Raw genomic sequence first — 25,525 nt, 5'->3', positions numbered from 1 at the left:
GCGCTACTGGCAGGGTGCCACAATGGCACCTTTGTCGTGGCAGTCGAATCAGGCGGTTTTCATGAATGGCCTTGGGCGTGAGCAGGACCAGGATTGCGTTATTGAGGAGCAGGTGCGAACCGACCGGTTGCACCAGTTATTTCGACAGTCATTTGCCGCGATTTTCGGCAGCTACCTAGGCGCCGTCATGCTGTGCTGGCTGTGCTGGGATCGCTTTGACCATCAGGTGATCCTGGTGTGGTTGGCGCTGCTGGCGGTCTCTTCGCTGTTGCGGCTGAAGATGTTCATGGAGTGGTTCCGTTGCCCGCCCAGCGAGCGCACGCCCGACCGCTGGGAGCGCCGCTATGCGGTGACGTTGATGCTGTCGGCGGGAATCTGGGGGTTTGGCGCCTTGGCGGTGATGCCCACCGACGATCGGTTGTCCCAGGCGCTGGTCATGCTGTTTACCGTGGGCATGTCAGTGAGTGCGGTGTCCTGTTATTCGGCATACCGCTACCTGACGCTGGGGTCCATGGGCCTGGTGCTGCTGCCGTGCACACTGTGGCTGCTGTTCCAGCCATCGTCGATGCAAGTGGGAGTGGCCATCGCGGTACTGGTGTTTTCCACGTTTGTGGCCAGCGCCACGCGCAAACTGTCCGATGCCCTGGAAAAAGCGTTTCGCCTGACTCGGCAAATGGAACGTGCCCACACTATTTCTACCCGCGCAGCACAGACCGATGAACTCACCGGCCTGATGAACCGCCGCGCGTTCTTCGAACATGCCCAGGTGTTGTACGCCCAGTGCCGCCATAACCAGCAGCCGCTGTGTGCGCTGATGATGGACATGGACCACTTCAAGGAAATCAACGACACCTACGGCCACCAGGCCGGCGACCAGGTGCTGCGTCAGATCGGCGGGGTGATCAGCGCCTCGTTCCGTCAGGCCGATGTATATGGGCGCCTGGGCGGCGAGGAATTTGCGGTATTACTGCCTAACACGTCGCTGGAAACCGCGCGGGATATCGCCGAGCAACTGGTCAAGGCGATTTCCGGTCTGTCCTCCGAGCCGGTGCAGGGCCTGACTGCCAGCCTTGGCGTGGCGTCCACCCGTGCATGGGAGCAAGACCTGCACGGCCTGATGAACACCGCCGACAAGGCGCTGTACCGCGCCAAAGCGCAAGGGCGCAACCAGGTCGCAGTGGCGGAGTAGGTTTCAGTTCCTCTGCATGGCCTTGGCCAGCGCCCGCGCGACCTGGTCGGCGGAGTAGGGCTTGGCGAGGAATTCAAACCCTTCATAGCCGCTGTCGGCCAACTCTTCGCTGTAGCCGGAGGTCAGCACCACCGGCAGGTCCGGACGCCGCTCGCGCAACAGCTTGGCCATGGCCACGCCGGTGATCCCCGGCATTACCACATCCGAAAAAATCCCATCGAAGGCTTGTGCCTCAGGGCCAGCCAGCGCCAGAGCCTGTTCGGCATCGGTCGCCCAGGTCGTCTGGTAGCCCAGGTCCTGCAGGATCTGGTTGGCAAAGCGGCCCACTTCCAGGTTGTCTTCCACGATGAGGATATGGCGCAGCGCCGTGTCCCGAAGCGGGGCATGATCCTCCTGCGGTAGCTGCTGCGCAGCCTCCGGCGCCACTTGCGGCAGGTACAGGGTAAACACTGTCCCTTGGCCCACGGTGCTGGCCACATCGACGTTGCCGCCGGACTGCTTGGCAAACCCGAACACCTGGGACAGCCCCAGCCCGGTGCCTTTGCCGACAGCCTTGGTGGTGAAGAAAGGTTCGAAAATACGCTCGAAAGCATTGCCGGGAATTCCGCCACCGGTATCGGTCAGGGAAATGGCCACAAACGGCTGACGGATCTCGGCATCGCCACGGATGCGCGGCACGCTGTCGACGTTAGCGACGCGCAAGGTCAAGGTGCCTTGGCCTTCCATCGCGTCACGTGCATTCAGGGCGATATTGATCAGCGCGGTTTCGAACTGGCTTGAGTCGACGCGTACATGGCTAGGGTGTTCAGGCAATTGCAACTGTACGTGGATACGTGCGCCGGTCAGGCTCTCGAGCATCTCGCCGATGTTGCGCACGCGCACGCCCACGTCGAAGACTTGCGGGTTGAGCGGTTGGCGACGGGCGAAGGCGAGCAATTGGCTGGTGAGCTTGCTGGCGCGTTCGACAGTGTCGGAGACCGCGCCCATGTAGCGTTGGCGACGTTCTTCGGACAGCCCCGGTTGGCGCAGGAAGTCTACGGATGAGCGGATGATGGTCAGCAGGTTGTTGAAGTCATGGGCGACTCCACCGGTCAACTGGCCGATGGCTTCCAGCTTTTGCGACTGGCGCAACGCCGCTTCGGCCTGGGTGAGGGCGGCAGTGCGTTCTTCCACCCGTTGTTCCAGGGTTGCGTTGAGCTCGGTAAACGCTGCCAGGCCTTCGCGTACAGCGGCGTCGGCGCGCACGCGCTCGATATGCGCCCAGGAACGCTCGGTGACCTCTTTGACCAACGCCAGGTCGTATGGCGACCAGACCCGCGCAGTCTTGTGATGCACGGCCATCAGCGCGGTGAGGCGACCGTCCTTGATCAGCGGGAAGCACACGGTGGCCAGGGCCCCCAACGCCTGGTAACTGGCGGCAACCTCAGGAGAGAACTCAATGCGGTTGTCCTGCACCACCACGGGTTCCCCGGCATTCAGGCGCTGTACCGCCAGCGTTCCGAATGACGCAAGGCTGTAGTGCCCGACAATGCTCGGCGAACCTGGCGCGGCCCAGTTGCCGCGAATGGTAAAGCCGTCTTCATCGGCGTCCATGTCGGCGTAGGCGCAGTTCGACACCTGTAGGTGCTCGGCCAGCAGGCGCGTGGTGGTGGTCATGATGGCTTCGGCGTCGGCGGCATTGGCCACGGCGCTGCCGACCGCGTCGAGCACCGCCAGTCGGCGGGCGAGAAACACGGTGGCGGTGGTTTCGGTGACGGTATCCAGCATGCCCACGACCTTGCCCAGGGGGTCGCGGATCGGGCTGTAGCAAAAGGTGAAATACGCTTGCTCGGGACCGGCGCCGCGCTCGATCACCAGTGGGAAGTTCTCGATATAGGTGGCATGCCCTTCGAATGCGGCCTTGGCGATCGGGCTGACCTTATCCCAGACTTCATGCCATACCTCGCTGAACGGGCGCCCCAATGCATAGGGTTTATCCCCCAGGATCGGAATGAACGCGTCGTTGTAGAGCATGGTCAGTTGCGGCCCCCAAACGATGGATTGGGGAAAGCTTGAGGCAAAGCACAGCGCCACGGTGGTCTTGAGTACGTCCGGCCATTGTTCCAGCGGCCCCAGGGGCGTGCTGGCCCAATCATGCTGGCGAACACGCTCAGCCATGTCGCTGCTGCTTTGCAGCCAATTCATCATTGGGAGAACACCTTGTTTGCCGCCATCTTTTAAGCTGCCTGAAAGATCAGGCTATCAAGCTACAGACCCGAGGGGTCGCTGCCAGTTCAGCGCAATTATCCATGAGATGGCACTTTGATGCTCCCCCCTTCGATGAGGCGATTCGGACACTGGCTATTGCGCGCCGAAAACCCCTGTCCAATAAATCCCCGCATCGCTTTTCGGGTCCATGGCATATGCCGCACCCAGCTCACGAAATTGCGGGTTCATGAGGTTGGCGCAGTGGCCGGGGCTGGCGAGCCAACCGTCGACGACCTTGCGTGGGGTATCCAGGCCGGCAGCGATGTTTTCGCCGATGTTCTTCGCGATATAACCGGCCAGTTCGGCGCGGTCGCCGGGAGTACGGCCGTCGTGGTCGAGGTGGTCGAAAAAGTTGCCATTGGCCATGTTGCGCGTGTGGCTGTTGGCGGCGCCCGCGAGATCTTCGTTCCACGACAATGGGGTGGTGGCGGTAAACGCCTGCGTACCACACTGACGCGGCTGTTCACGGGCGGCGTTGATCAGGCTGAGCAGTTGTTTGCCTTCGGTTTGCCAGTCACCCAGCCCGCTGGTGAGCAGAGGGCGGGCGAGCACGATGCGCCAGTCCTGGCCGCTGTTGCTCACGCCGATATCGACAAACTGCGGGTCCAGCACCACGCGGCAGAAACTCTCGCGCACAGCCTTCATGGCCGCTTGCGCATCCTTGGGCCCCGACAGGCTGATGGCCTGTACGTTGACCATTGGGTACGCGGCACGGGCCAGTGCCTGTTGCAGGTCGCCGACATTGTTGGCCGGCAGCACCAGGCGTGTATCGCTGGCCAGCGGTGGCAGCTCCTGGGAGCCCTGGTTACCGCAGCGTTGCACCTGGCTGCGGTATTCGTTGATCTGTTGTACCAACTGACTTTCTTCATTCGCCATCGCGCTGGCGCAGAACACCGTAGTGGCGGCCAGCGTCGTCAGGCTCATCATCAATGACAGCACGCGCATGGACGTTACCCTTGAGCTTGAAAGTGCCCATGATGCGCGATGTAGGTGCGTCCATGCACCCGTTGGTCCGAACTTTTTTCTCAGTTCTTGAAGGTCGAGTGTTTACGGCCCTGGTCGCACAAGGCGAACACCACCACCAGCAGTGCCGAAATGCCGAGGATGATCACTACACCATCGGTGGAGTGAGTGGCCGACGCCGCCACCATCGACAGTGCACCCAGTGGTGCCAGGCCACCGGCGATGGCGGTGCCGATTTCACGCCCGGTGCCGAAGCCCGAAGAGCGGGTTTGGGTGGGGAACTGACGGCTAAGGAACGAGCCCTGCGGTGCGAACATCATCGGTGCGAGGATGCCAGTACCCACGCCGATGGCGATGTAGATCATCAGGCTTTCACCCGTATTCAGCAGGGCCAGGAACGGGTAGGCGAACAGCAGCGAACACACGCCGCCGAGCATCAGCACGGTCTTGCTGCTCCACTTGTCGCACAGCCAGCCAAAGCACGGCACGGCGACGATGGCAATCAGGCTGGCGATGGTTACCGACAGCGAGGTGACGTGTACATCCACGCCCTTGAACTGGGTCAGGTAGGCGAGGGAGAAGGTCTTGAAGATGTAGCTCAGGGCGTTGTAGCCAATGGCCACGAAGAACACCACGGCCAGGCCTTTCAGGTCGTTCTTGAACAGCGCTTTCAGTGGTGAAGCCTTGGCTTTTGCCGCTTCCTTGCTCAGCTCGTTGAACTGCGGCGTTTCCGGGATGCTGTTGCGCACCCACAGCCCCACGCCCACCAGCACGATGCTGCAGATGAACGGGATACGCCAGCCGCCGGCCAGCAGGAACTCGTTGCCGTTGATGGTCAGCAAGTACACGGTGAGCGACGACAGCAGCAGGCCCAGGTTCAGGCCCAATGCCGGCCAGGCGCCCTGGCTGCCGCGCTTGCCCTGGGAGGCGTGTTCATAGGAGGTCACCGCCGCACCGGACAACTCGGCGCCAGCGCCCAGGCCCTGGATGATGCGGATAAACACCAGCACGATCGGCGCCCAGATGCCGATGGAGGCGTAGCTCGGGATCAGGCCGATCAGCGTGGTGCACACGCCCATCAGGCAGAAGGTCAGCACCAGCACTTGTTTACGGCCGAACTTGTCGCCCAGGTAACCAAACAAGATACCGCCGAACGGACGGGCGATGAAGCCGATGGCAAAGGTAGAGAAGGCCATCAATGTGGCGGTCTTGGGGTCGCTGTTATCAAAGAAGATCTTCGAAAACACAATGGCTGCCATGGTGGCGTACAGGTAAAAGTCGTACCACTCCAGCATCGAGCCAAAAATGGTGGCGGCGGCCACCTTGCGCAGGCGCTTGCGGGTTTGTTCGGGTGTTTCGGTGGTCGGGATGGAGGCAGGTGCCGACATGCTGAACTTCCTTCTGGGTCTTTATAGTTATTGTCAAATGGACGCGTATTTCGGGGTGTTACTCGGGCTGGAACAGGCGGTCGGCGATCATCGCGCCGATGGGCATGGCTGAAGTGGCGGCCGGCGAGGGCGCGTTGCAGACATGGAGCATTCGCGAGGTCTGGGCGAACAGGAAGTCGTGCACCAGGCTGCCGTCGCGCATCACTGCCTGGGCGCGGATGCCCGCTTCATAGGGCAGCAGGTCGTCGAGGGTCAGCGATGGGCAGTACTTGCGGCACTGCTCCAGGTAGCCGGACTTGAACAGCGAGTTCTTCATCTCGGTGGTGCCTGAGCCCAGGTTTTGCCAGATGGTTTTCCAGAAACCGGGGAAGCTGGCGTACTGCGCTACGTCGCGCCAGTTCACCGAGAACTTGCGGTAGTTCTCGCGGCCAAGACCCAGCACGGCGTTCGGGCCGACGGTGACGCTGCCGTCGATCATGCGGGTGAGGTGCACGCCAAGGAACGGCAGCTCCGGGTCGGGAATCGGATAGATCAGGTGGTTGACGATGTTGTTTTTCGACGCCGGCAGACGGAAATACTCGCCACGGAACGGGATGATCTGGTGATCGATGTTTATCCCGGCCAATGTTGCCAGCCGATCCGACTGCAAGCCCGCGCAGACCACCAGGTGCCGCGCCTGCCAGGTTTCACCATGGGTGCTGACGGTGACTTTGTCGGTGTCTTCGTGGATCGCGGTGACCGTGCGTTCCAGGCAGATCTGCCCACCACTGCGGCGGATCACCTGCGCCATGGTTTCGCACACCTGGCGGTAGTCGACGATGCCGGTGGCGTCGAGAAACAGCCCGCCCAGGCCGACGATATTCGGTTCGCGCTGGCGCAACTGGTCGGCATCCAGACGCTCGACCTTCATGCCATTGAGTTGGGAGCGTGCGTACAGCGCTTCCATCCGTTGCATTTCCAGCGGGCTGGAGGCTACCAGCAGCTTGCCGCACACCTCGAACTTGATCCCGTGTTCGGTGCAGAACTGCTTGGTTTGCTCAGCGCCACGCTTGCACAGGTCGGCCTTGAGGCTGCCAGGTGCGTAGTAGATGCCGGCGTGGATCACGCCACTGTTGTGGCCGGTCTGGTGCTTGGCCAGCACCGATTCTTTTTCCAGGATCACCAGGGACGCGCCGGGTTGGCGCTTGAGCAGTTCCATTGCGGTGGCCAGGCCGACGATGCCGCCGCCGATAATGCAAAAATCGTGAATCATTGCGTGGGGTGCCTCAAGTTGCACATTTCGGTCTGCTTATCAGGTTGTCAGACTAATGTTTTTGTTAAAAAAATGGCGTGTCCAGGACACGCTACTTAAAGGATCAACGGGTGGCGGGCAGCTCCAGGCTTAAGCGTCGGGCCGCCGCGCGCAAGTGTGCTTCGGCGCTGGCAGCGGCGCGTTGAGCGTCGCCGTCGGCAATCGCCTGGTAGAGCAACTCATGTTCCTGGGTAGCATCGGCAGAGCCAGTGGCAAAACGCGATGCCGAGTTTTCCCAGGCCGTCTTGCGGGCGCTGGCCAGTTGGCTGCGCAGAAAGTCATGGAACGCCACGAAGTAGTCATTCTTGCTGGCGTCGGCGATGGCGCGGTGGAATTCCACGTCGGCGATGGCGGCGGCTTCGAAGTTGTCGCGGTTATCGTGCATGGCCTGCAGGGCGCTTTTCATGCGTTGCAGGTCGGCCTCATCACGGCGCTGGGCGGCAATTGAGGCGGCTTGGGTTTCGATCCACAGGCGCACTTCAAACATCTGCGCCAGGTCTGGGCTGCGCCCGTCAGCTTGCGGAAAACGGAACACAGTGCCCGCGGGCGTCTGCGAAATGAACGAGCCCAAGCCCCGGCGCGCAGTGATCACGCCATCAGCCTTGAGCTGGGCAATTGCCTCACGCACCACGGAGCGGCTGACGTTGAGTTGTTCGGCCAGTTGCTGTTCGGTGGGCATGCGCGATTCCGGCGGCAATTGGCCGGAGTCGATTTCTGCACGGAGGGCACTGACAACCCGTACGACGAGCGAATCAGGGCGTTGAAGCTCAAGCATGGGACAGCCTTGGTAATCAGGTTGTCAGACAATAGTCGTTACGATTTTGCCTTGTCAAATTTTGTGTCGCATCACGCCCGCCAGCAAGATCAATCCGAGGGCGACCGCGAAGGTCGTGTGCAGGCCGTTGGCCACTGATTGCGGGCTGGCGTGGATCACGTCCGGGGTGGCCCAGGCAAATACCGCGCCGAGGGCCGAAGCGCCGATAATCAGGCCAAGGTTTCGCGACAGGTTCAGCAGGCCCGAGACGGTGCCCCGGCGTGAAGCGTCGACTTCACTCATCACAGCGGTGTTGTTCGCTGCCTGGAACAGGCTGTACCCGCAGGTCAAAATCACCAGCGCGCCCAGGTAGGCGAACAGCCCCGAGGCGAATGACAGCGCCAGTGCGCCGCAGGCCAGCAGGGCCAGCCCGGCGAAGGTCATGCGTTGGCTGCCGAAGCGGTCGGTGAGACGGCCCGCCGGTATGCCGCTGACGGCCGCAACGCATGGCCCGACGGCCATGGCCAGGCCCATCGATGCCGTATCCAGGCCCAGGCCTCGGGACAGGTAAAACGGCCCGACCACAAAGGTAGCCATGATCACGGCGGCAATCAGGGCGCTCATCGCCAGGCCTGCGCGCAGGGGCGCATCCTGTAACGCCATCCGCAAACCCAGGCCACCGGAGATTGACGTGCGCGCCTGGTCCGATGGCAAATATCGATAGGCGAGGACGGCGGCGAGCAATCCCAGCGGCACCCCCACCAGAAACACCGCGCGCCAGCCCCACAGTCCCAGCAACACCCCGCCCACACTTGGGCCCATGGCGGTGCCCACGGCCGACATCGTACCCAGCAAGCCCATCACCCGGCCCGTGTGCGCCTTGTTCACTGTGTCGCCGACCATCGCCAATGCCATGGCCATCATGACGGCTGCCCCCAAACCCTGCAGGACGCGTGCGCCCACCAGCCATTCCAGCGTGGGCGCGAAGCCGCATAACCCACACGCCACCGCGAATAGCAGCAACCCGGCGAGCAACAGGCGACGCCGCCCCAGCCGGTCGCCCAAGCGGCCGGCACTCACGATCACCGCGGTGATCGCCAGCAGATACCCCAACACCACCCACTGCACGGCGTGAAATGACACTTCAAACGCCTGCGTCAGGCTGGGCAGGCCAACGTTGGCGATGCTGGTTCCGAGGGACGCGAGAGACATGGACAGCGACAGGCTTACAAGTGCGCCACGTGAAGAGGAGGGCATGGGACTTCCTAGGATGAAGGCAACTGTCACAAATCTACGGCGTCGCCTAACATGGCGGAAGACGCATGAGTTGCAGTTAATACCTGCGTAAAACGCCAGCTATGGAGTGCCGATGCCCGATCTCAATTTGCTGATTACCCTGGATGTATTGCTCACCGAAAGCAGCGTCGCCCGTGCCGCGCAGCGCCTGCGCCTGAGCCCTTCCGCCATGAGCCGGGCGCTGGCACGCTTGCGTGAGACCACCGGCGACCCGCTGCTGGTGCGCGCTGGCCGTGGCTTGGTGCCGACGCCACGGGCGATGGAACTGCGTGAACAGGTCAGCCGTTTGGTGCAAGAGGCTCACGCGGTGCTAAGGCCCACCCTAACCGTGGATATGGCACAGGTCGTACGCACTTTCACCCTGCGCGCCAGCGAAGAATTCGTCGAAAACTTCGGCCCGGCGCTGCTCGCGCGAATTGCCCGGGATGCGCCCGGTGTGCGCCTGCGTTTCGTCAATAAAACCGATAAGGACAGCGCTCCGCTGCGCGAAGGCAGCGTCGACCTGGACACCGGCGTTGTCGATGCCGACGCCAGCCCCGAGTTGCTGACCCAGGCTCTGTTCCGTGACCGCTTGATTGGCGTGGTGCGCGCCGGCCATTCCCTCAGCCGAGGCGAAGTCAGCGCCAAACGGTATGCGCAAGGCCAGCACGTGTACGTATCCCGACGTGGCCAGGATCGGGGCCAGATCGACGATGCCCTTGAAGCCCAAGGCCTGACTCGGCAGATCAGTACCATCGTCGCCGGTTTCTCCACCGCCATCGCATTGTCCCGTGACACCGACCTGATCGCCAGCGTGCCCGAACGCTACACCGCTCACCAACGCGAAGGCCTGCACAGTTTTGCATTGCCGCTGACCTTACCCGCGTTTACGGTGGCGATGCTCTGGCACCCTCGGCTCGACGCCGACCTGGCCCATCGCTGGCTACGCGGATGTTTGCGTGAGGTCTGCGGGCCGCAACAGGTACAATCGCCGCTGCCTTGACGCGAAACTCCAGGAATTTGCATGTTCAGCCTTACCCGCTACACCACGCCGTGCCCCGAGCCCATCAATGCGCAGGTCCTGCAGATGGTGGTGGACAACCTCACCGACATCAGCAGCGTCGCGCTGCCGCCGAGCAACCTGCTGTACAACATTTACCAATACGCCGTCGGGTTTGAGGTGCACCTGTACCTCGAAGCGTTGAACGGTACAAAAGGCATTGCCGTCGAGTTGATCGTGGCGACCGAGACACAGGACCCCGAGAAGGTCATCGGTTTTGTGCTGTGCCTGCCGGTAAAAGATGATCCTGAGGCATGTGGTATCGCGTTTATGGCGGTGCAGGCGGGCCATCGGCGCCAGGGTGTGGCGCGGGGCATGATGCAGGATGTGCTCGCTCGCTATCCCCACGCGGAATTGGCGTGTGCGGTGGAGAAGGTTGCGGCCTTTGAAGCGATGGGCTTTCAAGTGCGCGCGGCGCGGGGCACTCAGGTGCTTATGAATACCCGCGACTACGGCACCGACGGGCTGATGGGCGTGTTGGATGTAGCGTCGATCTATAGCTCGCTGGAAGTGCGGCAGATTCACACCTACCTGCTGCAAAAGCACGGCAAACGCGCGATGGTGGATGCGGAGAAGCAGCGCGACCGTCATCTTGATCAACTGACCCGCAAGGTGCAGGTGTTTATCCAGGAACGCACCCGCGGCTGACCATCGCCAGGATCGTCGCCAACAACTCCTGCTGCGCGTCCTCGCGACTGATCTCACCGCTGGCTGCCGCATGAGACAGGGCTTCCGCAGCGCCCAGCATCGCCCTTAATCCGGCCTGGGATACTCGACCAAATGGCGACAGCACGTCACGGCACTTATCCAGGAAGATCGCCTCGTACTGGCGCTTGAGGGTTTCCAGTTCCGGTGAACTGCTCAGCGCGGCGATCACCCCTGGAATCTCCCGCCCTTGCAGCAACACGCAATCGACGTAAGACGAGGCAATCACCCAGGCCCGGTCTTCCAGGGTGGCGTTGCTGGCTTCGATGGCGTCGGTAAACACCTGGTTTTGGCGCCCGTCAAAATCTTCATACAACGCGGCCAACAACCCGGCGCGGGTGACGAAGTGGTCATAGACCACTGGCTTGGTAACGCCCGCCAGTTCCGCCAGGCGGCCAAGGGAAAGGGCCTCGGTGCCTTCCTCGCGCACTAATTGCCAGGCCACATCCAACAATTGTCGCAGACGATCTTCACGCGATAGGCGACGACGTGGGGCAGGGGATTCACTGCTTGACATGCTTATATACCAAAAGTAACTTACCAAAGGTAGCTTAAGCCCAGCCTAAACCGAAATGGAGTCAATGTCATGCATGCCTTGATCGTTGTTGCACATCACGACCCGCAATCCCTCACCCACAGTATTGCGTTGCAAGCTGCCGCTGGCCTGACTGCCGCCGGCCACACCTACGAAATCGCCGACCTCGCCGCCGAAGGCTTCGACCCGCGCTACACCGCCGACGATCACTTAGTGCATCGCACCCGCGCCCAGCCGCCCGCCGATGTGCTGGCCGAGCAAGCGCGTATCGACCGGGCAGACGCCTTGGTGTTGGCATTTCCTATCTACTGGTGGTCGATGCCGGGCCTGCTCAAGGGCTGGATCGACCGCGTGTTCGTCAACGGCTGGGCAATCGATTACGGCCCCGATATGCCCGTGGTGAAAAAACTGCGGCACTTGCAGGTGCATCTATTGGCATTGGGTGCGGCCGATGACGGCGCATTTGACCGCCACGGTTACGCCAAGGCCATGCGTACGCAAATCGATTACGGGATCTTTGATTACTGCGGCGCGCAGGTGGTGACATCCGAGCTGTTGCTGGACTCCGAGTCGGGGACGGCGCAGGAGCATTTGAAAACCGCCCTGAAACTGGGACAGCAGTTGTTCACACAGGTCGAGGCCCGCCAGGAAGCCTAAAGCAGATGCCGTTCCAGGGATTCACGAATCAGCGTCGCCAATTGCGCCACCGGTTCGGTGGGCTGCTGGCGGTTGCGGTGCAGCTCATACGCCAGTGAAGGCACCGATGGCAGTTCCTCCAACACGCGTAAGTGCGCCGGCAAACCCATCGACGTGCGCAATGTCACGCCCAGCCCGGCATCCACGGCGGCCCAGATGCCGCCGACGCTCGGGCTGGTGAGTGCAACGCGCCAGGCAATGCCGGCGCGGTCCAGTGCTTCGATGGCGGCGCTGCGCAGCACACAAGGTGCGTCGAACATCACTAGAGGCAGCGGCACCTTGCGCGAGGGCAGTGGTTTGTCGTGGGCGCCGATCCAATGCATGGGGGTTTGCCCCAGGCGCGTGACGTAGGGCGAGGCGTGCCCGGTGGCCCAGGTCAGCGCCAAGTCGAGGTTGCCACTGTCCACCAGGGTCAGCAGTTCGGCATTGCGGGCAATTCGCACTTCCAAGCTGATCACCGGGTACAGCAGGGCGAAGCGTCGTAGCACATCGCTGAGCACCCATTCACCGAAATCTTCCTGCACGCCCAGGCGTAGCGTTCCTTCGGTGCGGGTCTGGTTCAATGCGTCGAAAATGCTGTCATTGAGTTCCAGCAAGCGTCGGGCATGGCCCAGCAATGCTTCGCCCACAGGCGTCAATGCCAGTCCACGGCCAGATTTGTTCAGCACCGGCGTGCCTACTTGCTCTTCGAGTTTTTTCAATTGCGCGCTGATGGCTGAGGTGGAGCGTCCCAGACGTTCCGCTGCTTTGGCAAAACTGTGCAAGTCTACCCCCAGGACAAAGGTGCGCAGTACGTCGAGGTCGAAGGTGGGCAGGCGCATTGAATGGTCCACATAAACAGGATGGTTGGTATTGTTTAATCTGATATTCGGAATGATCCTGGCTTGCTAGTTTTTGCCCGTCAACTCAATTGTCGGAGCACTGCATATGCCATACGCGCGAATCTCACTGCATCGCGGGAAATCCGCCGAGTACTTACAGGCCCTGTCCCAAAGCCTGCATGACGCACTGGTGGAGGCCTTTGCAATTCCCGTAGGTGATCGATTCCACGTCATCCACCAGCATGACGCAGGGGAACTGATTGTGGATGCTGACTATCTGGGCGGCCCGCGCAGCGCGGACTTCGTGTTGATTGCAATCACGGGAGGCAAGCCGCGAGACACGACAACCAAGCGACGGTTTTATCAGGCGGTGACCCAGCGCCTGAGCGCCAGCATCGGGCTGGACCCAGAGGATGTGATGATCGTGATCAGCACCACGGCGGCTGAGGATTGGTCATTTGGCGGAGGCCGGGGCAATGCGTAGCAGGTGTCAGCCTTCGCGAAACAGGTCGTGGGCGTCCAGCAGGCGGTAGGCAATCTCCGGGCGTTTTTCCAAGCCCCGGCGAATCGCGGCCGGGATTGACTGGCGAGTCTTGCGACACATGCCCGGCAGGTCATCGATCAAAATTTGAAGGCCGCGCATGCTTTTGACCTCGGTGTGCCCCGGCGCGACATGCACGCGGATGCCCAATTGCTGGTACATCAGCTGTTGCATGCGCTCCAGGTCTTGCAGGCTCTTGAGGTCTTCAAGGCGCTCGAGCAGCTTTTTTTCTTCCTGGCGCGTGAGCTGCAGGATGCGCTGGTCGGCGCCTGGGGTTTCCAGCAATTGCTCGCGATCACAGACGCAGGCGCCGGGTGGGCAGGGTTGGCGAATTGTCATGTGCATTGCCTCCCCATTCCGACGCTGTGTCCTCAGTAGCTCAGTTGAACCCCAAGACTGCCCAGGGCATTCCAATACTCAGGATAGGTCTTGGCCACGCAGTCCGGGTCCTGAATGCGGATGCCCGACACTTTCAAGCCGGCCAGGGCAAAGCACATGGCGATGCGGTGGTCGGCGTGGGTGTCGATCAATGCATTGCACGAGGTGCCCGCCAGGGCAGGGTCGCTGGCCACGAGCAGGTCGTCGCCTTCGATGGTGGCCAGGCCCGGGCGGATCTCGTTCAGGCCGTCGTGCAGCGCCTGCACGCGGTCACACTCTTTTACCCGCAGGTTGGCCAGTTCGGTGAAGCGTACCGGGGTGTTGTTGAAGGCTGCGAGTACCGCCAGCGTCGGAATCGCGTCCTGCATCTGCGAGCCGACCACAGTTGCCTGCATGTTTGGGAACTGTGCGATAACGGCCTGGGCCTTGGCGTCCGGCTGGGTGAAGTTTTGCGCGGCGACACCGATGTCGATGCGGCCACCGGTCAATACTTCGGCAGCCCACAGGTAGGTGGCGGCGGACGCGTCGGGTTCGATCAGGTAGTCATGGGCGGTGTAGCCGGTTGGGGCTACGCGCCAAGTGGTGTCGTTGACTTCTTCCACCTGGGCACCGAATGCGCGCATGCAGTCCAGGGTCAGGTCCACATAGCCACGCGCGCCGATGTCCTTGCCGGTCAGCGCCACTTCAATCGGTGCTTCGCCGCAGGCGGCGAGCATCAGCAGGGCGGATACGTATTGGCTGGACAAGCCGCCATCAATCTCAAAACGCTTTGCCTGCACTTTGCCTACGCCGTGCACGGTGACTGGCGGGCAACCGGTGGGGCTGTCGACCTGGATACCGTTCTGGCCGAGGGTGGCCAGCAGCGGGCCAATCGGACGTTTCTGCATGTAGTCGTCGCCGTCCAGCACCACGGTGCCTTCAACGGTCGCGACCGCTGCAGTAAGAAAGCGCATCGCCGTGCCGGCATTGCCGAGGAACAGCGGCTGCGCAGGCAATTGCAGCTTGCCATGCCCGGTGACGACAAACGTAGTGTCGTCCGGCTCGTCGATGGTCACGCCCATCTGGCGCAGGGCCACCGACATATGGCGGGTGTCATCGCTCTTGAGCGCACCGCTCAGGCGGCTGGTGCCCTTGGCCAGGGCCGCCAGCAGCAGGGCGCGGTTGGTAATGGATTTGGAGCCGGGGGGCGCGACCTTGCCAGTGAGGGGGAAATTGGGCGGCGTAACGGTCACGGTTTTCTGCGAACTCAAGGTACAAGGCTCCTGATTCAAGGCAAGGTGGCACGGAGTGGCCGACGGGCGGACCCGAATAATCGGCCAAAGCAGCGGTGCTTGTCGAGGCTTAGCGCTGGCTCAACCAGTAATCATGCAACGCACGCGCTGCCGGTTGGATCTGGCTGACACGCTGTTGATGTGCCGCTACATCCAGGTCGGCCGGCAGTTCGAAGTTGTCCTGTTCGGCGCACCAGGAGATTTTTTCCAACTCGCTTGCCTGCGCCGCCGGCAGTTCGGGCCAATTGCCGATGGCCGCGCCACGGATATAGCCAAAGCACCATTCTTCGGCGAGGGTCACGTTTTGGCCCTGATGTTCGGTTTCGTCGAAGCGGGCCTTGAAGCGCTCAGCGTCGGTGGCCAGTTGCTCGGCCAGGGTATTGATGTGGCGCACACAGAGTTCCAGGAAACGCTGCGCTTCATCCATGTTGTCCCATTCCGGGTTCTGCCCGCCCCAGATCGCCGGGAACCACTCGGCCACATCCACTTGCACCGGGCTGGACACCAGCGCGGTGAAATAACCGTCGAGTTCGGCCAGGTTCAGCACCGAATGGTCGTCGCCGTACTTTTGCAGGGTGTCTTCGATAAATTCGAATTCGGTCGGGGAGAGGGGTTGGGCGTGCATGGGCATATCCTTTAAACGTCGAGCGCCGCAGGTGGGGCGGCTTAAAGCGCGAAGGATGGCGGGTGTGCCGGGTTTTATCCAGCATTTTCCCAGTGTTTGCACAGCTTGCTCACGCACATCGAGCCCACCACCGCTAGGATGATCGGCACCAGGAAGTCATGCTCGATTCGGGTAAATTCCGCCACCAGCACAATCGCCGTCAGCGGCATGCTCATGCTGGCCGCGAGAAAAGCCGCCGCGCCGATGATCGCAAATGCGCCCAACGGCACGCCCGGCCAAAGCAGGCTCCAGGCGCCGCCAAGGATGATCGCCAGCAGCGCGCCATTCGCCAGGCCCGGCGTCAACAGCCCACCTTCGGCGCCGGCGCGCAGGCTGCTGGTGGTGATCAGCACCTTGACCACCAGCAGCAGCGCGGCCAGGCCGATGGTCAGTTGATTGTCGAAACCCAGTTGCGCCGGACCTTTACCGTTGCCCAGTATTTGCGGCAGCAACATCGCCAGCCCACCGATGATCGTGAAGTTGATCAACGACAGCACCGGCAGCCGCCAACCCCTCGCAGCATTCGCCCGCGCCTTGCCGGTGATGCGCGTGAAACCGTACGCCGCCAACCCGAATACTGGCCCGCACACCACGGCCCAGGCGATCAGCACCGGGCTCAGCACAAATTGCGGCACCACGTATTGCGACTCTGCCCCCAGCCCGATCCACGCCACCGATGCACCTATCGCCGAGGTCGCCAATGCAATCACCGCTGCCGGCCAGCTGAATGCACCCACCAGCACTTCCAAGACAAACACCGCGCCACCCAGCGGCACGTTGTACACCGCCGCCAGCCCCGCGCCCGCGCCACAGGCCACGATCATGCGATGCATCTGGGGTTCGAGTCGCGCACGTTGCGATAACCAGCTGGCGCCCAGCGCCCCAACTTCCCGTGGCGCCACTTCACGCCCAAGCGGCGACCCCAGGGCCACGGTGATGATTTGCAGCAAGGCGTGGGCGAGGGTGGTCTTGGGTGGCATGATCGGCATCTTGTCCGACACGGCCTGCTTGATGCTGACCAATGGGCGGCCATAGCGATAAATCGTCCACCAGCCTAATCCTGCGACCAGGCCGCAGACCACCAGCACCAGCAAGCGACGCGCGGGCGACGCGGCCGTAACGCCTAGCAGGAAGGTTTCATGGCTGACCAGGCTGTCGAGGCTGTAGCCGTAAGCCAGGTGCTGGATGCCGTGCAACAGCAACGCCAGCAACATCCCGCCCAGGCCTGCGCCGATACCGGTCAGCACGACCACCAGGGCCAGGATCAAGGATGAACGAAACGTGGTCGGCATAGGCGGCTCCAGGCAATGGCCCTGATTGTATAGCCGAAAAATCGCGCCTCCCGCGTGAAATGTAATGGCGCTGCATGAACCTTGCAGCCACAACATTCCATTACCTTTGCCAGTCCCGTTTTTGGCCGATGCGCCGTGGCGCACCCTTGTTATAGTTCGGGCCTTATCACTCGCCAGTCAGGGATCACTGCCATGTCCGAATACCAAGCTTTCGTCGTCGAACTCACCGGTAACGTTGCCCATGTGCAGATCAACCGCCCGGAAAAGATCAACGCGATGAACGCCGCGTTCTGGACCGAGATCATCGACATCTTCCAATGGGTCGAAGACACCGACACCGTGCGGGCCGTGGTGCTCAGCGGTGCCGGCAAGCATTTCTCTTCGGGTATCGACCTGATGATGCTGGCCTCGGTGGCCAACGACTTCGGCAAGGACGTAGGGCGCAACGCGCGCTTGCTGCGCCGCAAGATCCTTGAACTGCAAGCCTCGTTCAATGCCGTCGACAATTGCCGCAAGCCGGTATTGGCGGCGATCCAGGGTTACTGCATCGGCGGCGCCATCGACCTGATCAGCGCCTGCGACATGCGCTACGCCGCCGAAGATGCGCAGTTCTCGATCAAGGAAATCGACATCGGCATGGCCGCCGACGTCGGCACCCTGCAGCGCCTGCCGCGCATCATCGGCGACGGCATGCTGCGTGAGTTGGCCTATACCGGTCGCCAATTCGGCGCCGAGGAAGCGCGCAGCATCGGCCTGGTCAATCGTGTCTATCCCGATCAGGAGAGCCTGTTGGCCGGTGTGCTGGAGATTGCCCATGAAATCGCCGCCAAATCGCCGATTGCCGTCACCGGCACCAAAGCCATGATCAGCTACATGCGTGACCATACGGTCAATGATGGTCTGGAATACGTTGCCACCTGGAACTCGGCTATGTTGCAATCCAACGACCTGCGCGTGGCCATCGCGGCCCATATGAGCAAGCAGAAACCCGAATTCGTGGATTGACTGACATGACCCCAGGCTGGATTACCACAACGCTTTTGGACAACGACACCCCTGGCGGCTGGGCTGTCGCCCGCAGCCGCGATGGTTTTTTACATGACGCCAACGGCCCGCTGTTCCCTCGCGAATGGCTTAAACGCCAGGACCTGTCGGTGTTCGCCGAGCACGGCATCGGCCACCTCGACGGTGAGCCGGTGTACCTGCTTGAGCTGAGCGCGCCGGCCGAAGTGCCGGGTTGCAGCTGGCAGGGCCTGCGGGCCTTCATGCTGCAAGGCGATCACACCCTGTACAAAGTGCTGGGTTATGCCGCGCAGATCGGCACCTGGGCGCGCGAGCACCGGTTTTGCGGCAGTTGCGGCCAGGCCATGGTCCAGGTGCCACGTGAGCGGGCGATGTATTGCCAGGCCTGCGACCTGCGCAGCTATCCACGAATTTCGCCGAGCATGATCGTGCTGGTGACCCGTGGCGACGAGATCCTGCTGGCGCGTTCGCCGCGCTTTGTCACCGGGGTCTACAGCACCCTGGCGGGGTTCGCCGAGCCGGGTGAGTCGGCTGAGGATTGTTTGATCCGCGAAGTGCGCGAGGAAGTGCAGGTCGAGGTGAAGAACATCCAGTACATGGGCAGCCAGTGCTGGCCGTTTCCCCACTCGATGATGCTGGGCTTCCATGCCGAGTACGCCGGTGGCGATATCGTGCCCCAGGCCGACGAGATCGAAGACGCGCAGTGGTTCAATGTGCACAACCTGCCGCCGTTGCCGGCGTCACGTTCGATCGCGCGCTACCTGATCGACCTCTACCTGGCGCGGCGTTTAGGCCACGCTGAACCAGTGCTGCCAGGCTAGGCGCACGGTCAGGCCCAGCACCACGGTGATAAACACCGGGCGAATGAATTTGGCGCCGCCGCTGATTGCGCTGCGCGCGCCAAAGAACGCGCCGAACATCACGCAAATGCCCATGGTCAGGCCGACGATCCAGTCCACCGTCCCGTTGAAGATAAACACCGACAGCGCTGCCGCGTTGCTGACGAAGTTCATGCTGCGCGCCACGCCGCTGGCTTTCACCAGGTCCACGGGGTACATCAACATCGTGCTGACGGTCCAGAATGCACCGGTACCCGGGCCGGCCACACCATCGTAGAAGCCCAGGCCAAAGCCTTGGGTGGACTGCCATTTCTTCTTGATTGGCGCATCGGCGTCCAGCGGCGCCTTGGGCGTGCCGCCGAACAACAGGTACAAGCCGCAACCGAACACAATCACCGGGAGCATTTTGTTCAGGGTCTCGGCGGGCAGGTAGTGAGCCACTACGGCGCCGGTCAGCGCACCGATAAACGTGCCGACGATGGCATGCACCCACTGGCGCGGGTGAAACAGCTTGCGGCGATAGAAGGTAAAGCTGGCGGTGGCGGAGCCGAAGGTAGAACTGAGCTTGTTGGTGCCCAATACCAAGTGCGGCGGCATGCCGGCGGTGAGCAGGGCAGGCGTGGTGAGCAGACCGCCGCCGCCAGCGATGGCGTCGATGAAACCGGCGATAAAGGCGACAAACGCCAGGATGGCGAGGGTGGTGAGGTCAACGCTGAGTTCGAAGGGCATGGGCAGGGCTTATGGTTGGCAGGGCGCTATGCGAAAGGCCGCCATCTTACTGCCAGATGTATGGAGAACCAAATGTGGGAGCGGGCTTGCTCGCGAATGCAGTGTGTCAGTCAATGCATCTCTCACTGATCCACCGCTTTCGCGAGCAAGCCCGCTCCCACATTTTTAACCGCGATCAGCCGTGACGCTTGTCCAGCCACTCCAACGCCGTACGCCAGATGCAAATCCCCAAGAAATACGCCGACATCAGCGACCACAACCCAAACGTCCACGGGTTGGTGTTCGGGTAATCCACCACCATCAAGAAGCTGCACAGCAACCAGATGGTGGTCACCGCGATATTGATCGGCATAAACCGCTTCACCCGGAACGGGTGCAGGAACTTCATCGGTGTCACGGTCAGCAGCGCCAAGCCGATCACCGTCAACAACGTGACCCAGGCCTCGGGCTGGATGATGTACACGCACAGCGCCACCACGTTCCACGCGGCAGGAAAGCCGACAAAATAGTTGTCCTTGCTCTTCATGTTCACGTTGCAGAAGCAGAACAGCGACGACACCAGGATCACCGACACCGTGAACAGGTGGGTGAAGTCCGGCAGGTCGATATAACGGTAGATAAACAGTGCCGGGATAAACACATAGGTCAGGTAATCGATCACCAGGTCCAGCACCGAGCCGTCAAAGCTGGGCAGCACCGTGCTCACATTGACCCGTCGCGCGAGCGAGCCGTCGACGCCATCGACCACCAACGCCAGCCCCAGCCACAGCAGGCAGGCCTTGGGTGAGTTTTCCAGCAGTGCCAGCGTGGCCAGGAAGGCCAGCACCACACCGGTAGCGGTAAAGCCGTGGGCGCCCCAGGCTTTGAGTCTGGCTACATGCAGGGTCGATATCACGGGCGGTTCTCCAAAAGGTGAAACGGGGCAGCCGACAACGTAACGCCGTCGGGTCTGGCCGGGGAATGCAGGTATCGACCGGGAAGGGGGCAAGAAGGTTCACCACCCCGGTGTATCACTTAGCGTAGCAAGCGTAGGACGTTTCGGCATTAGCCCTGGCGGAACACCAGCGCCTTCAAGCCGCTTTGCGCATCAATATCAGGAAATTCCGGCGGGTTTGCCAAGCGCTCGACAAAGCGCAGGCCCGGCGCTTCGCGGGTTACGCCGTCGATCAGGAAGTCTTCGCCGAAGGCCGGGTCGTTCATGCACGCCAGCACCGTGCCCTGTGCGGTGAGCAAATCCGGCAGGCGTCGCAGCACGCGCTGGTAGTCCTTGGTCAGCAGGAAGCTGCCTTTCTGGAATGACGGCGGGTCGATGATCACCAGGTCATAGGGGCCGCTGTGAGTGACCTTGGCCCAGGACTTGAACAGGTCATGGCCAAGAAAGCTGACCTTGCTCAGGTCATGGCCATTCAGGCGATGGTTGTCGCGGCCACGGCTCAGTGCACCACGCGCCATGTCGAGGTTCACCACGTGGTCGGCACCGCCTTCGATGGCTGCTACGGAGAACCCACAGGTGTAGGCAAACAGATTGAGCACGCGCTGGCCCTGGGCCTGTTCACGTACCCAGTTGCGGCCGTAGCGCATGTCGAGGAACAGCCCGCTGTTCTGTTTTTTACCCAGGTCGATCAGGTAACGCAGGCCGCCTTCGGTGATGGTCAGTTCGTCGATGGGGTTGCCCACCAGCCATTCGGTGGTGCTTTGCGGCAGGTAACGGTGTTGCAGGGCAACGGTGTAGGCGCTGAACTGGGTGTGCAGCAGCTGTTTCAGGGCTTCCAGCTGCGCCGCCTCGGGCTCCTTGAACAGCGACACCAGCAACACACCTTGCAACCAGTCCACCGTCAGTTGCTCCAGGCCCGGCCAGCAGCGGCCACGGCCGTGGAACAGGCGTCGGGTTTCGCTGGGTGGGTGCTCCAGGGCGGTGAGCAGGTGAGCGTGCAAGGTGGCGAGTGCGTCTGGGTTCATCGTTTAGCGTCGGTCGTTGAGCGGGCGGCATTTTAAACACAGTTGCAGGGTTTCGGGGGACATGAGCACAACGTGCTGAGAAACGTCTGAATAGCAGTTAAACATGCTCAAAAAACAAAATTTCCCGCCTGATAACAGGCAAAAAATCCTCAGGCCCCGACATAAACTGGAAAAAAGCCCGGAGGTGCCCATGAACGGTTTCGCGAGTGCAGTGAATCACACAGCCTTGGATCAGGCAGAGTTGGACGAGTGGCGCGATGCCCTTGCGTCACTGGTCGCCAATGCCGGCCCGGCGCGGGCGCGGCAGATCCTCGACCTGCTGGCCCGCGAAGGCAGTGCCCCGCACATCGACTGGAAACCGCGCCACGGCACGCCGTACATCAATAGCATCAGCGTTGACAGGCAACCGGCGTTCCCTGGCGACCTGGCCACCGAAGAGCGCCTGGCCTCACTGGTGCGCTGGAACGCCCTGGCCATGGTGGTGCGTGCCAACCAGGCCTATGGTGAACTCGGCGGGCATATCGCCAGCTATGCCAGTGCAGCGGATTTGTTTGAGGTGGGTTTCAACCACTTCTTCCGGGCGCGTAACGACGGTTTTGGTGGAGACCTGGTGTTCTATCAACCGCATTCCGCTCCCGGTATTTATGCGCGGGCCTTCCTTGAAGGGCGCCTCAGCGAGCAGGACCTGGCCCACTATCGCCAGGAACTCGGTGGGCCCAAGACGGGCGCACGCGGGCTGTCCAGCTACCCGCACCCGTGGCTCATGCCGGACTTCTGGCAGTTTCCCACTGGCTCCATGGGCATCGGCCCCATCAGCTCGATTTTCCAGGCGCGTTTCATGCGTTATTTGCAGCACCGCACCCTGCTGGATACCACCGATCGCCACGTGTGGGGCGTGTTCGGTGACGGCGAGATGGATGAGCCGGAAAGCATGTCGGCCCTGACCCTGGCCGCCCGCGAAGGCCTCGACAACCTGACCTGGGTGGTCAACTGCAACCTGCAACGCCTCGACGGTCCTGTGCGAGGCAATGGGCGCATCATCGACGAACTGGAAGCGTTGTTCGCCGGTGCCGGTTGGAACGTGATCAAGCTCGTCTGGGGCTCGGACTGGGACGCCTTGCTGGCCAAGGATACGGATGGCGCGCTGGTCGAGACCCTGTCCAACACCGTCGACGGGCAGTTCCAGACCTTTGCCGCCAAGGACGGTGCCTACAACCGCGAACATTTCTTCGGCCAAAGCGAAGCCCTGGCCAAGCTGGTCGAGAACATGAGCGATGAGCAGATCGACCGCCTCAAGCGTGGCGGCCACGACATGGTCAAAATCCACGCGGCCTACCACGCGGCACGTCGGGCCAAAGGCAAACCCACCGTGATCCTGGCCCAGACCAAAAAGGGCTTCGGCATGGGTGAAGCCGGGCAGGGCAAGATGACCACCCACCAGCAGAAAAAACTCGACCGTGACGCGCTGATCGCGTTCCGCAATCGCTTCCAATTGCCGCTGACGGACGAGCAGACCGAATCCCTGAGCTTCTGCAAACCTTCCGACGACAGCCTGGAGCTGCGCTACCTGCACCAGCGGCGCACAGACCTCGGCGGTTATGTGCCCAGCCGCAGCCAGGCCGCCGCACCGGTCAACGTACCTGTAAGAGAGGGCTATGCCGGTTTTGCGACGGCCGCTGAGGGCAAGGAAATGTCCACCACCATGGCCTTCGTGCGCATGCTCACCAACCTGCTCAAGGACAAGGCCCTGGGGCCGCGCATCGTGCCCATCGTCGCCGACGAGGCGCGTACCTTCGGCATGGCCAACCTGTTCAAGCAAATTGGCATCTATTCCAGCGTCGGCCAGCGCTATGAACCGGAAGATATCTGCTCGATCCTCAGCTACCGCGAAGCCACTGACGGCCAGATCCTCGAAGAGGGTATCAGCGAAGCCAGCGCCATCAGCTCCTGGGTCGCGGCGGCCACCAGCTACTCGGTACACGGCCTGCGCATGCTGCCGTTCTATATCTACTACTCGATGTTCGGTTTCCAGCGTGTCGGCGACTTGATCTGGGCCGCCGCCGACCAGCGCGCCCGTGGCTTCCTGCTCGGCGCCACCGCCGGGCGCACCACCTTGGGCGGCGAAGGCTTGCAGCACCAGGACGGCAGCAGCCATCTCACTGCGGCCACGGTCCCCAACTGCCGCGCCTACGATCCCGCGTTTGCCGGGGAATTTGCGGTGATCCTCGACCATGGCATGCGCCAGATGCTCGAGCACGATGTGGACGAGTTCTACTACGTGACCCTGATGAACGAAAACTACCCGCAGCCGAGCCTGCCGCACGGTGTGGAGGCAGCGATTATCAAGGGCATGTATCGCCTTGAAGGCGCGGCCGATGCCAAGGTGCGCCTGATAGCGTCCGGCACGTTGCTGCGTGAGGCGCAGGCAGCCGCGCAGTTGCTGGCAGAGAATTGGCAAGTGGCGAGCGAGGTGTTCAGCGTGACCAGCTTCAGCGAATTGGCGCGGGATGCGCGAGAGGTGGAGCGCTGGAACCGTCTGCACCCACAAGGCACTGCGCGCACGAGCCATTTGGCTGACTGTTTGCCCAACGGTGCGCCGGTGGTGGCGGTGTCCGACTATGTGCGGGCGGTGCCGCAGATGATCGGCTCGTACGTGAACTCCAGCTACACCGTACTGGGGACCGACGGTTTTGGACGCAGTGATACGCGGGCAGCGTTGCGCGATTTCTTTGAGGTGGATCGTTACCACATCGTATTGGCAGCGCTGACGGCGTTGGTGGAGCAGGGGGGATTGGAGAGGCAGATTTGCCAAGAGGCGATTGAGCGGTACGCGTTGCAGAGCGATCGCGAGTCGTCCTGGACCTCCTGACCGCAGAAGATCAAATGTGGGAGCTGGCTTGCCTGCGATAGCGGTATGTCAGTCGATAAGAGTGCTGACTGACACCCTGTCATCGCAGGCAAGCCAGCTCCCACACAATCAAGAGGTGTTGGTTATAAAGTGGCGATCAGGGCTGGCCCAAAGGCTTCCTTTAGAAACCCCGGCGCGATATAGCGCTCGTAATGCGCCTCCGACAACAGGAAAAACTCCCGGTCAATTGCATCCCGCAAGTCCGCCAGGTGACGCTCGCGAAACTCCGGCAACAACGCAAGGCCATAGGCGTCCAACTTGGAAATCACCCGTGCGCCTCGCGCAATCAACTGGTACGCCCAGCAATACGGCGATTGCTGCGGCACAAAGCGGATCTTGCGCGTTTCAAGTTGCTGGCGCAGGAGGGGCGGATCAAACACTTCCAGCTTGCTGGCCATCACCTGCACCAGCAATTGCTCCAGGCGCAGCCACACTGCCTGTTTTTCCTCAGCGTTGTAGCCGTTCCACTGGATCACTTCATGGTGATAGCGCTTGCAGCCCCGGCAGACCAGGTCGCCATAGACGGTAGAGCACAGGCCGACGCAGGGGGTTTTGATGGTTTGGTTGGGCATAAGAGGCTTGATTACAAAATCCGGAAAGCACCGCAAACCCATGTGGGAGCGAGCAAGCCCGCTCCCACACTGGATCTGTGTTGTTGATTAGTCCCAGCTCAGCGCGCCGCCGGTCTGATACTCGATCACACGGGTTTCGAAGAAATTCTTCTCTTTCTTCAAGTCCATGATCTCGCTCATCCAAGGGAACGGATTCGTCGTCCCTGGATACTCTTCCTTCAACCCAATCTGCGACAGACGACGATTCGCGATGAACTTGAGGTAATCCTCCATCATCGCCGCGTTCATGCCCAATACACCGCGCGGCATGGTATCGCGGGCGTATTCGATCTCCAGTTGAGTCCCTTGCAGGATCATCTGGGTCGCTTCTTCTTTCATCTCGGCATCCCACAAATGTGGGTTTTCGATTTTGATCTGGTTGATCA

General features: G+C 61.7%; 25 protein-coding genes. 8 read left to right on the top strand and 17 right to left on the bottom strand.

The features are described 5' to 3' along the window. Positions 1-22 precede the first annotated feature (22 nt). On the top strand, positions 23-1,189 hold the full coding sequence (locus tag CFE47_RS04735) for a GGDEF domain-containing protein (RefSeq protein WP_286835722.1): 1,167 nt from the start codon (positions 23-25) through the stop codon (positions 1,187-1,189). Positions 1,190-1,192: 3 nt separating this feature from the next. Here CFE47_RS04735 and CFE47_RS04730 read toward each other — a convergent pair whose 3' ends face one another. The 6 genes from CFE47_RS04730 to CFE47_RS04705 form a co-directional block, all read right to left on the bottom strand. Beyond that, positions 1,193-3,376 carry a GAF domain-containing hybrid sensor histidine kinase/response regulator gene (locus CFE47_RS04730; protein ID WP_286835721.1) on the bottom strand — a complete coding sequence of 728 codons (2,184 nt, stop codon included), beginning with the start codon at positions 3,374-3,376 and terminating at the stop codon, positions 1,193-1,195. 153 nt (positions 3,377-3,529) lie between these two features. Further along, entirely contained in the window at positions 3,530-4,381 is an 852-nt protein-coding gene (locus CFE47_RS04725; RefSeq protein WP_185709097.1) for a CAP domain-containing protein, read from the bottom strand. A gap of 80 nt (positions 4,382-4,461) precedes the next feature. Next, positions 4,462-5,787, bottom strand: coding sequence for an MFS transporter (locus CFE47_RS04720; RefSeq protein WP_286835720.1), 1,326 nt, complete (start codon positions 5,785-5,787; stop codon positions 4,462-4,464). A gap of 58 nt (positions 5,788-5,845) precedes the next feature. Then, positions 5,846-7,039 (bottom strand): L-2-hydroxyglutarate dehydrogenase, encoded by a 1,194-nt coding sequence (lhgD, locus tag CFE47_RS04715; RefSeq protein WP_185709099.1) that lies wholly within the window; start codon positions 7,037-7,039, stop codon positions 5,846-5,848. Positions 7,040-7,142: 103 nt separating this feature from the next. After that, a complete protein-coding gene (locus tag CFE47_RS04710; protein WP_286835719.1) occupies positions 7,143-7,853 on the bottom strand; it encodes a FadR/GntR family transcriptional regulator in 711 nt (236 codons plus the stop codon). Between the two features lie 54 nt (positions 7,854-7,907). Continuing rightward, positions 7,908-9,089, bottom strand: coding sequence for an MFS transporter (locus tag CFE47_RS04705; protein ID WP_286835718.1), 1,182 nt, complete (start codon positions 9,087-9,089; stop codon positions 7,908-7,910). A gap of 112 nt (positions 9,090-9,201) precedes the next feature. Here CFE47_RS04705 and CFE47_RS04700 point away from each other — a divergent pair, with 112 nt between their 5' ends. Then, the gene (locus CFE47_RS04700; protein ID WP_286835717.1) at positions 9,202-10,110 is read left to right on the top strand and encodes a LysR family transcriptional regulator; all 909 of its coding nucleotides are present in this window, start codon (positions 9,202-9,204) and stop codon (positions 10,108-10,110) included. A 21-nt stretch (positions 10,111-10,131) separates the two neighbouring features. Further along, on the top strand, positions 10,132-10,815 hold the full coding sequence (locus tag CFE47_RS04695; RefSeq protein ID WP_286835716.1) for a GNAT family N-acetyltransferase: 684 nt from the start codon (positions 10,132-10,134) through the stop codon (positions 10,813-10,815). Here the strand turns inward: CFE47_RS04695 and CFE47_RS04690 are convergent. Next, entirely contained in the window at positions 10,790-11,389 is a 600-nt protein-coding gene (locus tag CFE47_RS04690; protein ID WP_286835715.1) for a TetR/AcrR family transcriptional regulator, read from the bottom strand. The two genes, CFE47_RS04695 and CFE47_RS04690, sit on opposite strands and share 26 nt — an antisense overlap. 69 nt (positions 11,390-11,458) lie before the next feature. Here CFE47_RS04690 and CFE47_RS04685 point away from each other — a divergent pair, with 69 nt between their 5' ends. Next, on the top strand, positions 11,459-12,064 hold the full coding sequence (locus CFE47_RS04685; RefSeq protein ID WP_286835714.1) for an NAD(P)H-dependent oxidoreductase: 606 nt from the start codon (positions 11,459-11,461) through the stop codon (positions 12,062-12,064). On the opposite strand, the gene CFE47_RS04680 is transcribed toward CFE47_RS04685, so the two are convergent. Next, the gene (locus tag CFE47_RS04680; protein ID WP_286835713.1) at positions 12,061-12,924 is read right to left on the bottom strand and encodes a LysR substrate-binding domain-containing protein; all 864 of its coding nucleotides are present in this window, start codon (positions 12,922-12,924) and stop codon (positions 12,061-12,063) included. The genes CFE47_RS04685 and CFE47_RS04680 overlap by 4 nt on opposite strands. A 106-nt stretch (positions 12,925-13,030) precedes the next feature. On the opposite strand from CFE47_RS04680, the gene CFE47_RS04675 reads away from it, so the two are divergent. Continuing rightward, on the top strand, positions 13,031-13,408 hold the full coding sequence (locus CFE47_RS04675; protein WP_286835712.1) for a tautomerase family protein: 378 nt from the start codon (positions 13,031-13,033) through the stop codon (positions 13,406-13,408). Between the two features lie 6 nt (positions 13,409-13,414). Here the strand turns inward: CFE47_RS04675 and CFE47_RS04670 are convergent, their stop codons facing one another. From CFE47_RS04670 to CFE47_RS04655, 4 genes are all read right to left on the bottom strand, one after another. After that, a complete protein-coding gene (locus CFE47_RS04670; RefSeq protein ID WP_286835711.1) occupies positions 13,415-13,804 on the bottom strand; it encodes a hypothetical protein in 390 nt (129 codons plus the stop codon). A 32-nt stretch (positions 13,805-13,836) separates the two neighbouring features. Next, entirely contained in the window at positions 13,837-15,093 is a 1,257-nt protein-coding gene (locus CFE47_RS04665; protein ID WP_286835710.1) for a 3-phosphoshikimate 1-carboxyvinyltransferase, read from the bottom strand. Between the two features lie 91 nt (positions 15,094-15,184). Continuing rightward, positions 15,185-15,739, bottom strand: coding sequence for a UPF0149 family protein (locus CFE47_RS04660; protein WP_286835709.1), 555 nt, complete (start codon positions 15,737-15,739; stop codon positions 15,185-15,187). Positions 15,740-15,813: 74 nt separating this feature from the next. After that, positions 15,814-17,070 (bottom strand): chloride channel protein, encoded by a 1,257-nt coding sequence (locus tag CFE47_RS04655; RefSeq protein ID WP_286835708.1) that lies wholly within the window; start codon positions 17,068-17,070, stop codon positions 15,814-15,816. A gap of 192 nt (positions 17,071-17,262) precedes the next feature. Here CFE47_RS04655 and CFE47_RS04650 point away from each other — a divergent pair, with 192 nt between their 5' ends. Beyond that, positions 17,263-18,075: a crotonase/enoyl-CoA hydratase family protein gene (locus CFE47_RS04650; RefSeq protein WP_286835707.1), complete on the top strand. Its 813-nt coding sequence runs from the start codon at positions 17,263-17,265 to the stop codon at positions 18,073-18,075. A gap of 5 nt (positions 18,076-18,080) precedes the next feature. Next, a complete protein-coding gene (nudC, locus tag CFE47_RS04645; RefSeq protein ID WP_286835706.1) occupies positions 18,081-18,914 on the top strand; it encodes an NAD(+) diphosphatase in 834 nt (277 codons plus the stop codon). Here the strand turns inward: nudC and CFE47_RS04640 are convergent. From CFE47_RS04640 to CFE47_RS04630, 3 genes are all read right to left on the bottom strand, one after another. Next, positions 18,882-19,661, bottom strand: coding sequence for a TSUP family transporter (locus CFE47_RS04640; protein ID WP_185709114.1), 780 nt, complete (start codon positions 19,659-19,661; stop codon positions 18,882-18,884). The two genes, nudC and CFE47_RS04640, sit on opposite strands and share 33 nt — an antisense overlap. A 175-nt stretch (positions 19,662-19,836) precedes the next feature. Further along, complete coding sequence (gene pcsA / locus CFE47_RS04635) at positions 19,837-20,556, bottom strand: phosphatidylcholine synthase (protein WP_185709115.1); 720 nt, start codon at positions 20,554-20,556, stop codon at positions 19,837-19,839. Between the two features lie 149 nt (positions 20,557-20,705). Next, complete coding sequence (locus tag CFE47_RS04630; RefSeq protein ID WP_286835705.1) at positions 20,706-21,620, bottom strand: class I SAM-dependent methyltransferase; 915 nt, start codon at positions 21,618-21,620, stop codon at positions 20,706-20,708. A gap of 190 nt (positions 21,621-21,810) precedes the next feature. On the opposite strand from CFE47_RS04630, the gene mdeB reads away from it, so the two are divergent. Continuing rightward, on the top strand, positions 21,811-24,489 hold the full coding sequence (mdeB, locus tag CFE47_RS04625; protein ID WP_286835704.1) for an alpha-ketoglutarate dehydrogenase: 2,679 nt from the start codon (positions 21,811-21,813) through the stop codon (positions 24,487-24,489). Between the two features lie 122 nt (positions 24,490-24,611). Here the strand turns inward: mdeB and CFE47_RS04620 are convergent, their stop codons facing one another. Together CFE47_RS04620 and CFE47_RS04615 are read right to left on the bottom strand one after the other, a co-directional pair. Next, positions 24,612-25,100: a DUF1289 domain-containing protein gene (locus tag CFE47_RS04620; protein WP_286835703.1), complete on the bottom strand. Its 489-nt coding sequence runs from the start codon at positions 25,098-25,100 to the stop codon at positions 24,612-24,614. An 87-nt stretch (positions 25,101-25,187) separates the two neighbouring features. Beyond that, positions 25,188-25,525: ribonucleotide-diphosphate reductase subunit beta (locus CFE47_RS04615; protein ID WP_258247061.1), on the bottom strand; the 338-nt coding region annotated here is incomplete at its 5' end.

This window comes from Pseudomonas sp. PGPPP1 (assembly GCF_002255865.1).
Lineage (GTDB): Bacteria > Pseudomonadota > Gammaproteobacteria > Pseudomonadales > Pseudomonadaceae > Aquipseudomonas > Aquipseudomonas cremoris.
This window is presented reverse-complemented; position numbering and strand designations above follow the sequence as displayed.

What these genes read in the sequence shown, in the direction of transcription:
- CFE47_RS04735 (WP_286835722.1), top strand. Translation starts at nt 23, where the DNA reads ATGGCACCTTTGTCGTGGCAGTCGAATCAGGCGGTTTTCATGAATGGC.
- CFE47_RS04730 (WP_286835721.1), bottom strand. Translation starts at nt 3,376, where the DNA reads ATGATGAATTGGCTGCAAAGCAGCAGCGACATGGCTGAGCGTGTTCGC.
- CFE47_RS04725 (WP_185709097.1), bottom strand. Translation starts at nt 4,381, where the DNA reads ATGCGCGTGCTGTCATTGATGATGAGCCTGACGACGCTGGCCGCCACT.
- CFE47_RS04720 (WP_286835720.1), bottom strand. Translation starts at nt 5,787, where the DNA reads ATGTCGGCACCTGCCTCCATCCCGACCACCGAAACACCCGAACAAACC.
- lhgD (WP_185709099.1), bottom strand. Translation starts at nt 7,039, where the DNA reads ATGATTCACGATTTTTGCATTATCGGCGGCGGCATCGTCGGCCTGGCC.
- CFE47_RS04710 (WP_286835719.1), bottom strand. Translation starts at nt 7,853, where the DNA reads ATGCTTGAGCTTCAACGCCCTGATTCGCTCGTCGTACGGGTTGTCAGT.
- CFE47_RS04705 (WP_286835718.1), bottom strand. Translation starts at nt 9,089, where the DNA reads ATGCCCTCCTCTTCACGTGGCGCACTTGTAAGCCTGTCGCTGTCCATG.
- CFE47_RS04700 (WP_286835717.1), top strand. Translation starts at nt 9,202, where the DNA reads ATGCCCGATCTCAATTTGCTGATTACCCTGGATGTATTGCTCACCGAA.
- CFE47_RS04695 (WP_286835716.1), top strand. Translation starts at nt 10,132, where the DNA reads ATGTTCAGCCTTACCCGCTACACCACGCCGTGCCCCGAGCCCATCAAT.
- CFE47_RS04690 (WP_286835715.1), bottom strand. Translation starts at nt 11,389, where the DNA reads ATGTCAAGCAGTGAATCCCCTGCCCCACGTCGTCGCCTATCGCGTGAA.
- CFE47_RS04685 (WP_286835714.1), top strand. Translation starts at nt 11,459, where the DNA reads ATGCATGCCTTGATCGTTGTTGCACATCACGACCCGCAATCCCTCACC.
- CFE47_RS04680 (WP_286835713.1), bottom strand. Translation starts at nt 12,924, where the DNA reads ATGCGCCTGCCCACCTTCGACCTCGACGTACTGCGCACCTTTGTCCTG.
- CFE47_RS04675 (WP_286835712.1), top strand. Translation starts at nt 13,031, where the DNA reads ATGCCATACGCGCGAATCTCACTGCATCGCGGGAAATCCGCCGAGTAC.
- CFE47_RS04670 (WP_286835711.1), bottom strand. Translation starts at nt 13,804, where the DNA reads ATGACAATTCGCCAACCCTGCCCACCCGGCGCCTGCGTCTGTGATCGC.
- CFE47_RS04660 (WP_286835709.1), bottom strand. Translation starts at nt 15,739, where the DNA reads ATGCACGCCCAACCCCTCTCCCCGACCGAATTCGAATTTATCGAAGAC.
- CFE47_RS04655 (WP_286835708.1), bottom strand. Translation starts at nt 17,070, where the DNA reads ATGCCGACCACGTTTCGTTCATCCTTGATCCTGGCCCTGGTGGTCGTG.
- CFE47_RS04650 (WP_286835707.1), top strand. Translation starts at nt 17,263, where the DNA reads ATGTCCGAATACCAAGCTTTCGTCGTCGAACTCACCGGTAACGTTGCC.
- nudC (WP_286835706.1), top strand. Translation starts at nt 18,081, where the DNA reads ATGACCCCAGGCTGGATTACCACAACGCTTTTGGACAACGACACCCCT.
- CFE47_RS04640 (WP_185709114.1), bottom strand. Translation starts at nt 19,661, where the DNA reads ATGCCCTTCGAACTCAGCGTTGACCTCACCACCCTCGCCATCCTGGCG.
- CFE47_RS04630 (WP_286835705.1), bottom strand. Translation starts at nt 21,620, where the DNA reads ATGAACCCAGACGCACTCGCCACCTTGCACGCTCACCTGCTCACCGCC.
- mdeB (WP_286835704.1), top strand. Translation starts at nt 21,811, where the DNA reads ATGAACGGTTTCGCGAGTGCAGTGAATCACACAGCCTTGGATCAGGCA.
- CFE47_RS04620 (WP_286835703.1), bottom strand. Translation starts at nt 25,100, where the DNA reads ATGCCCAACCAAACCATCAAAACCCCCTGCGTCGGCCTGTGCTCTACC.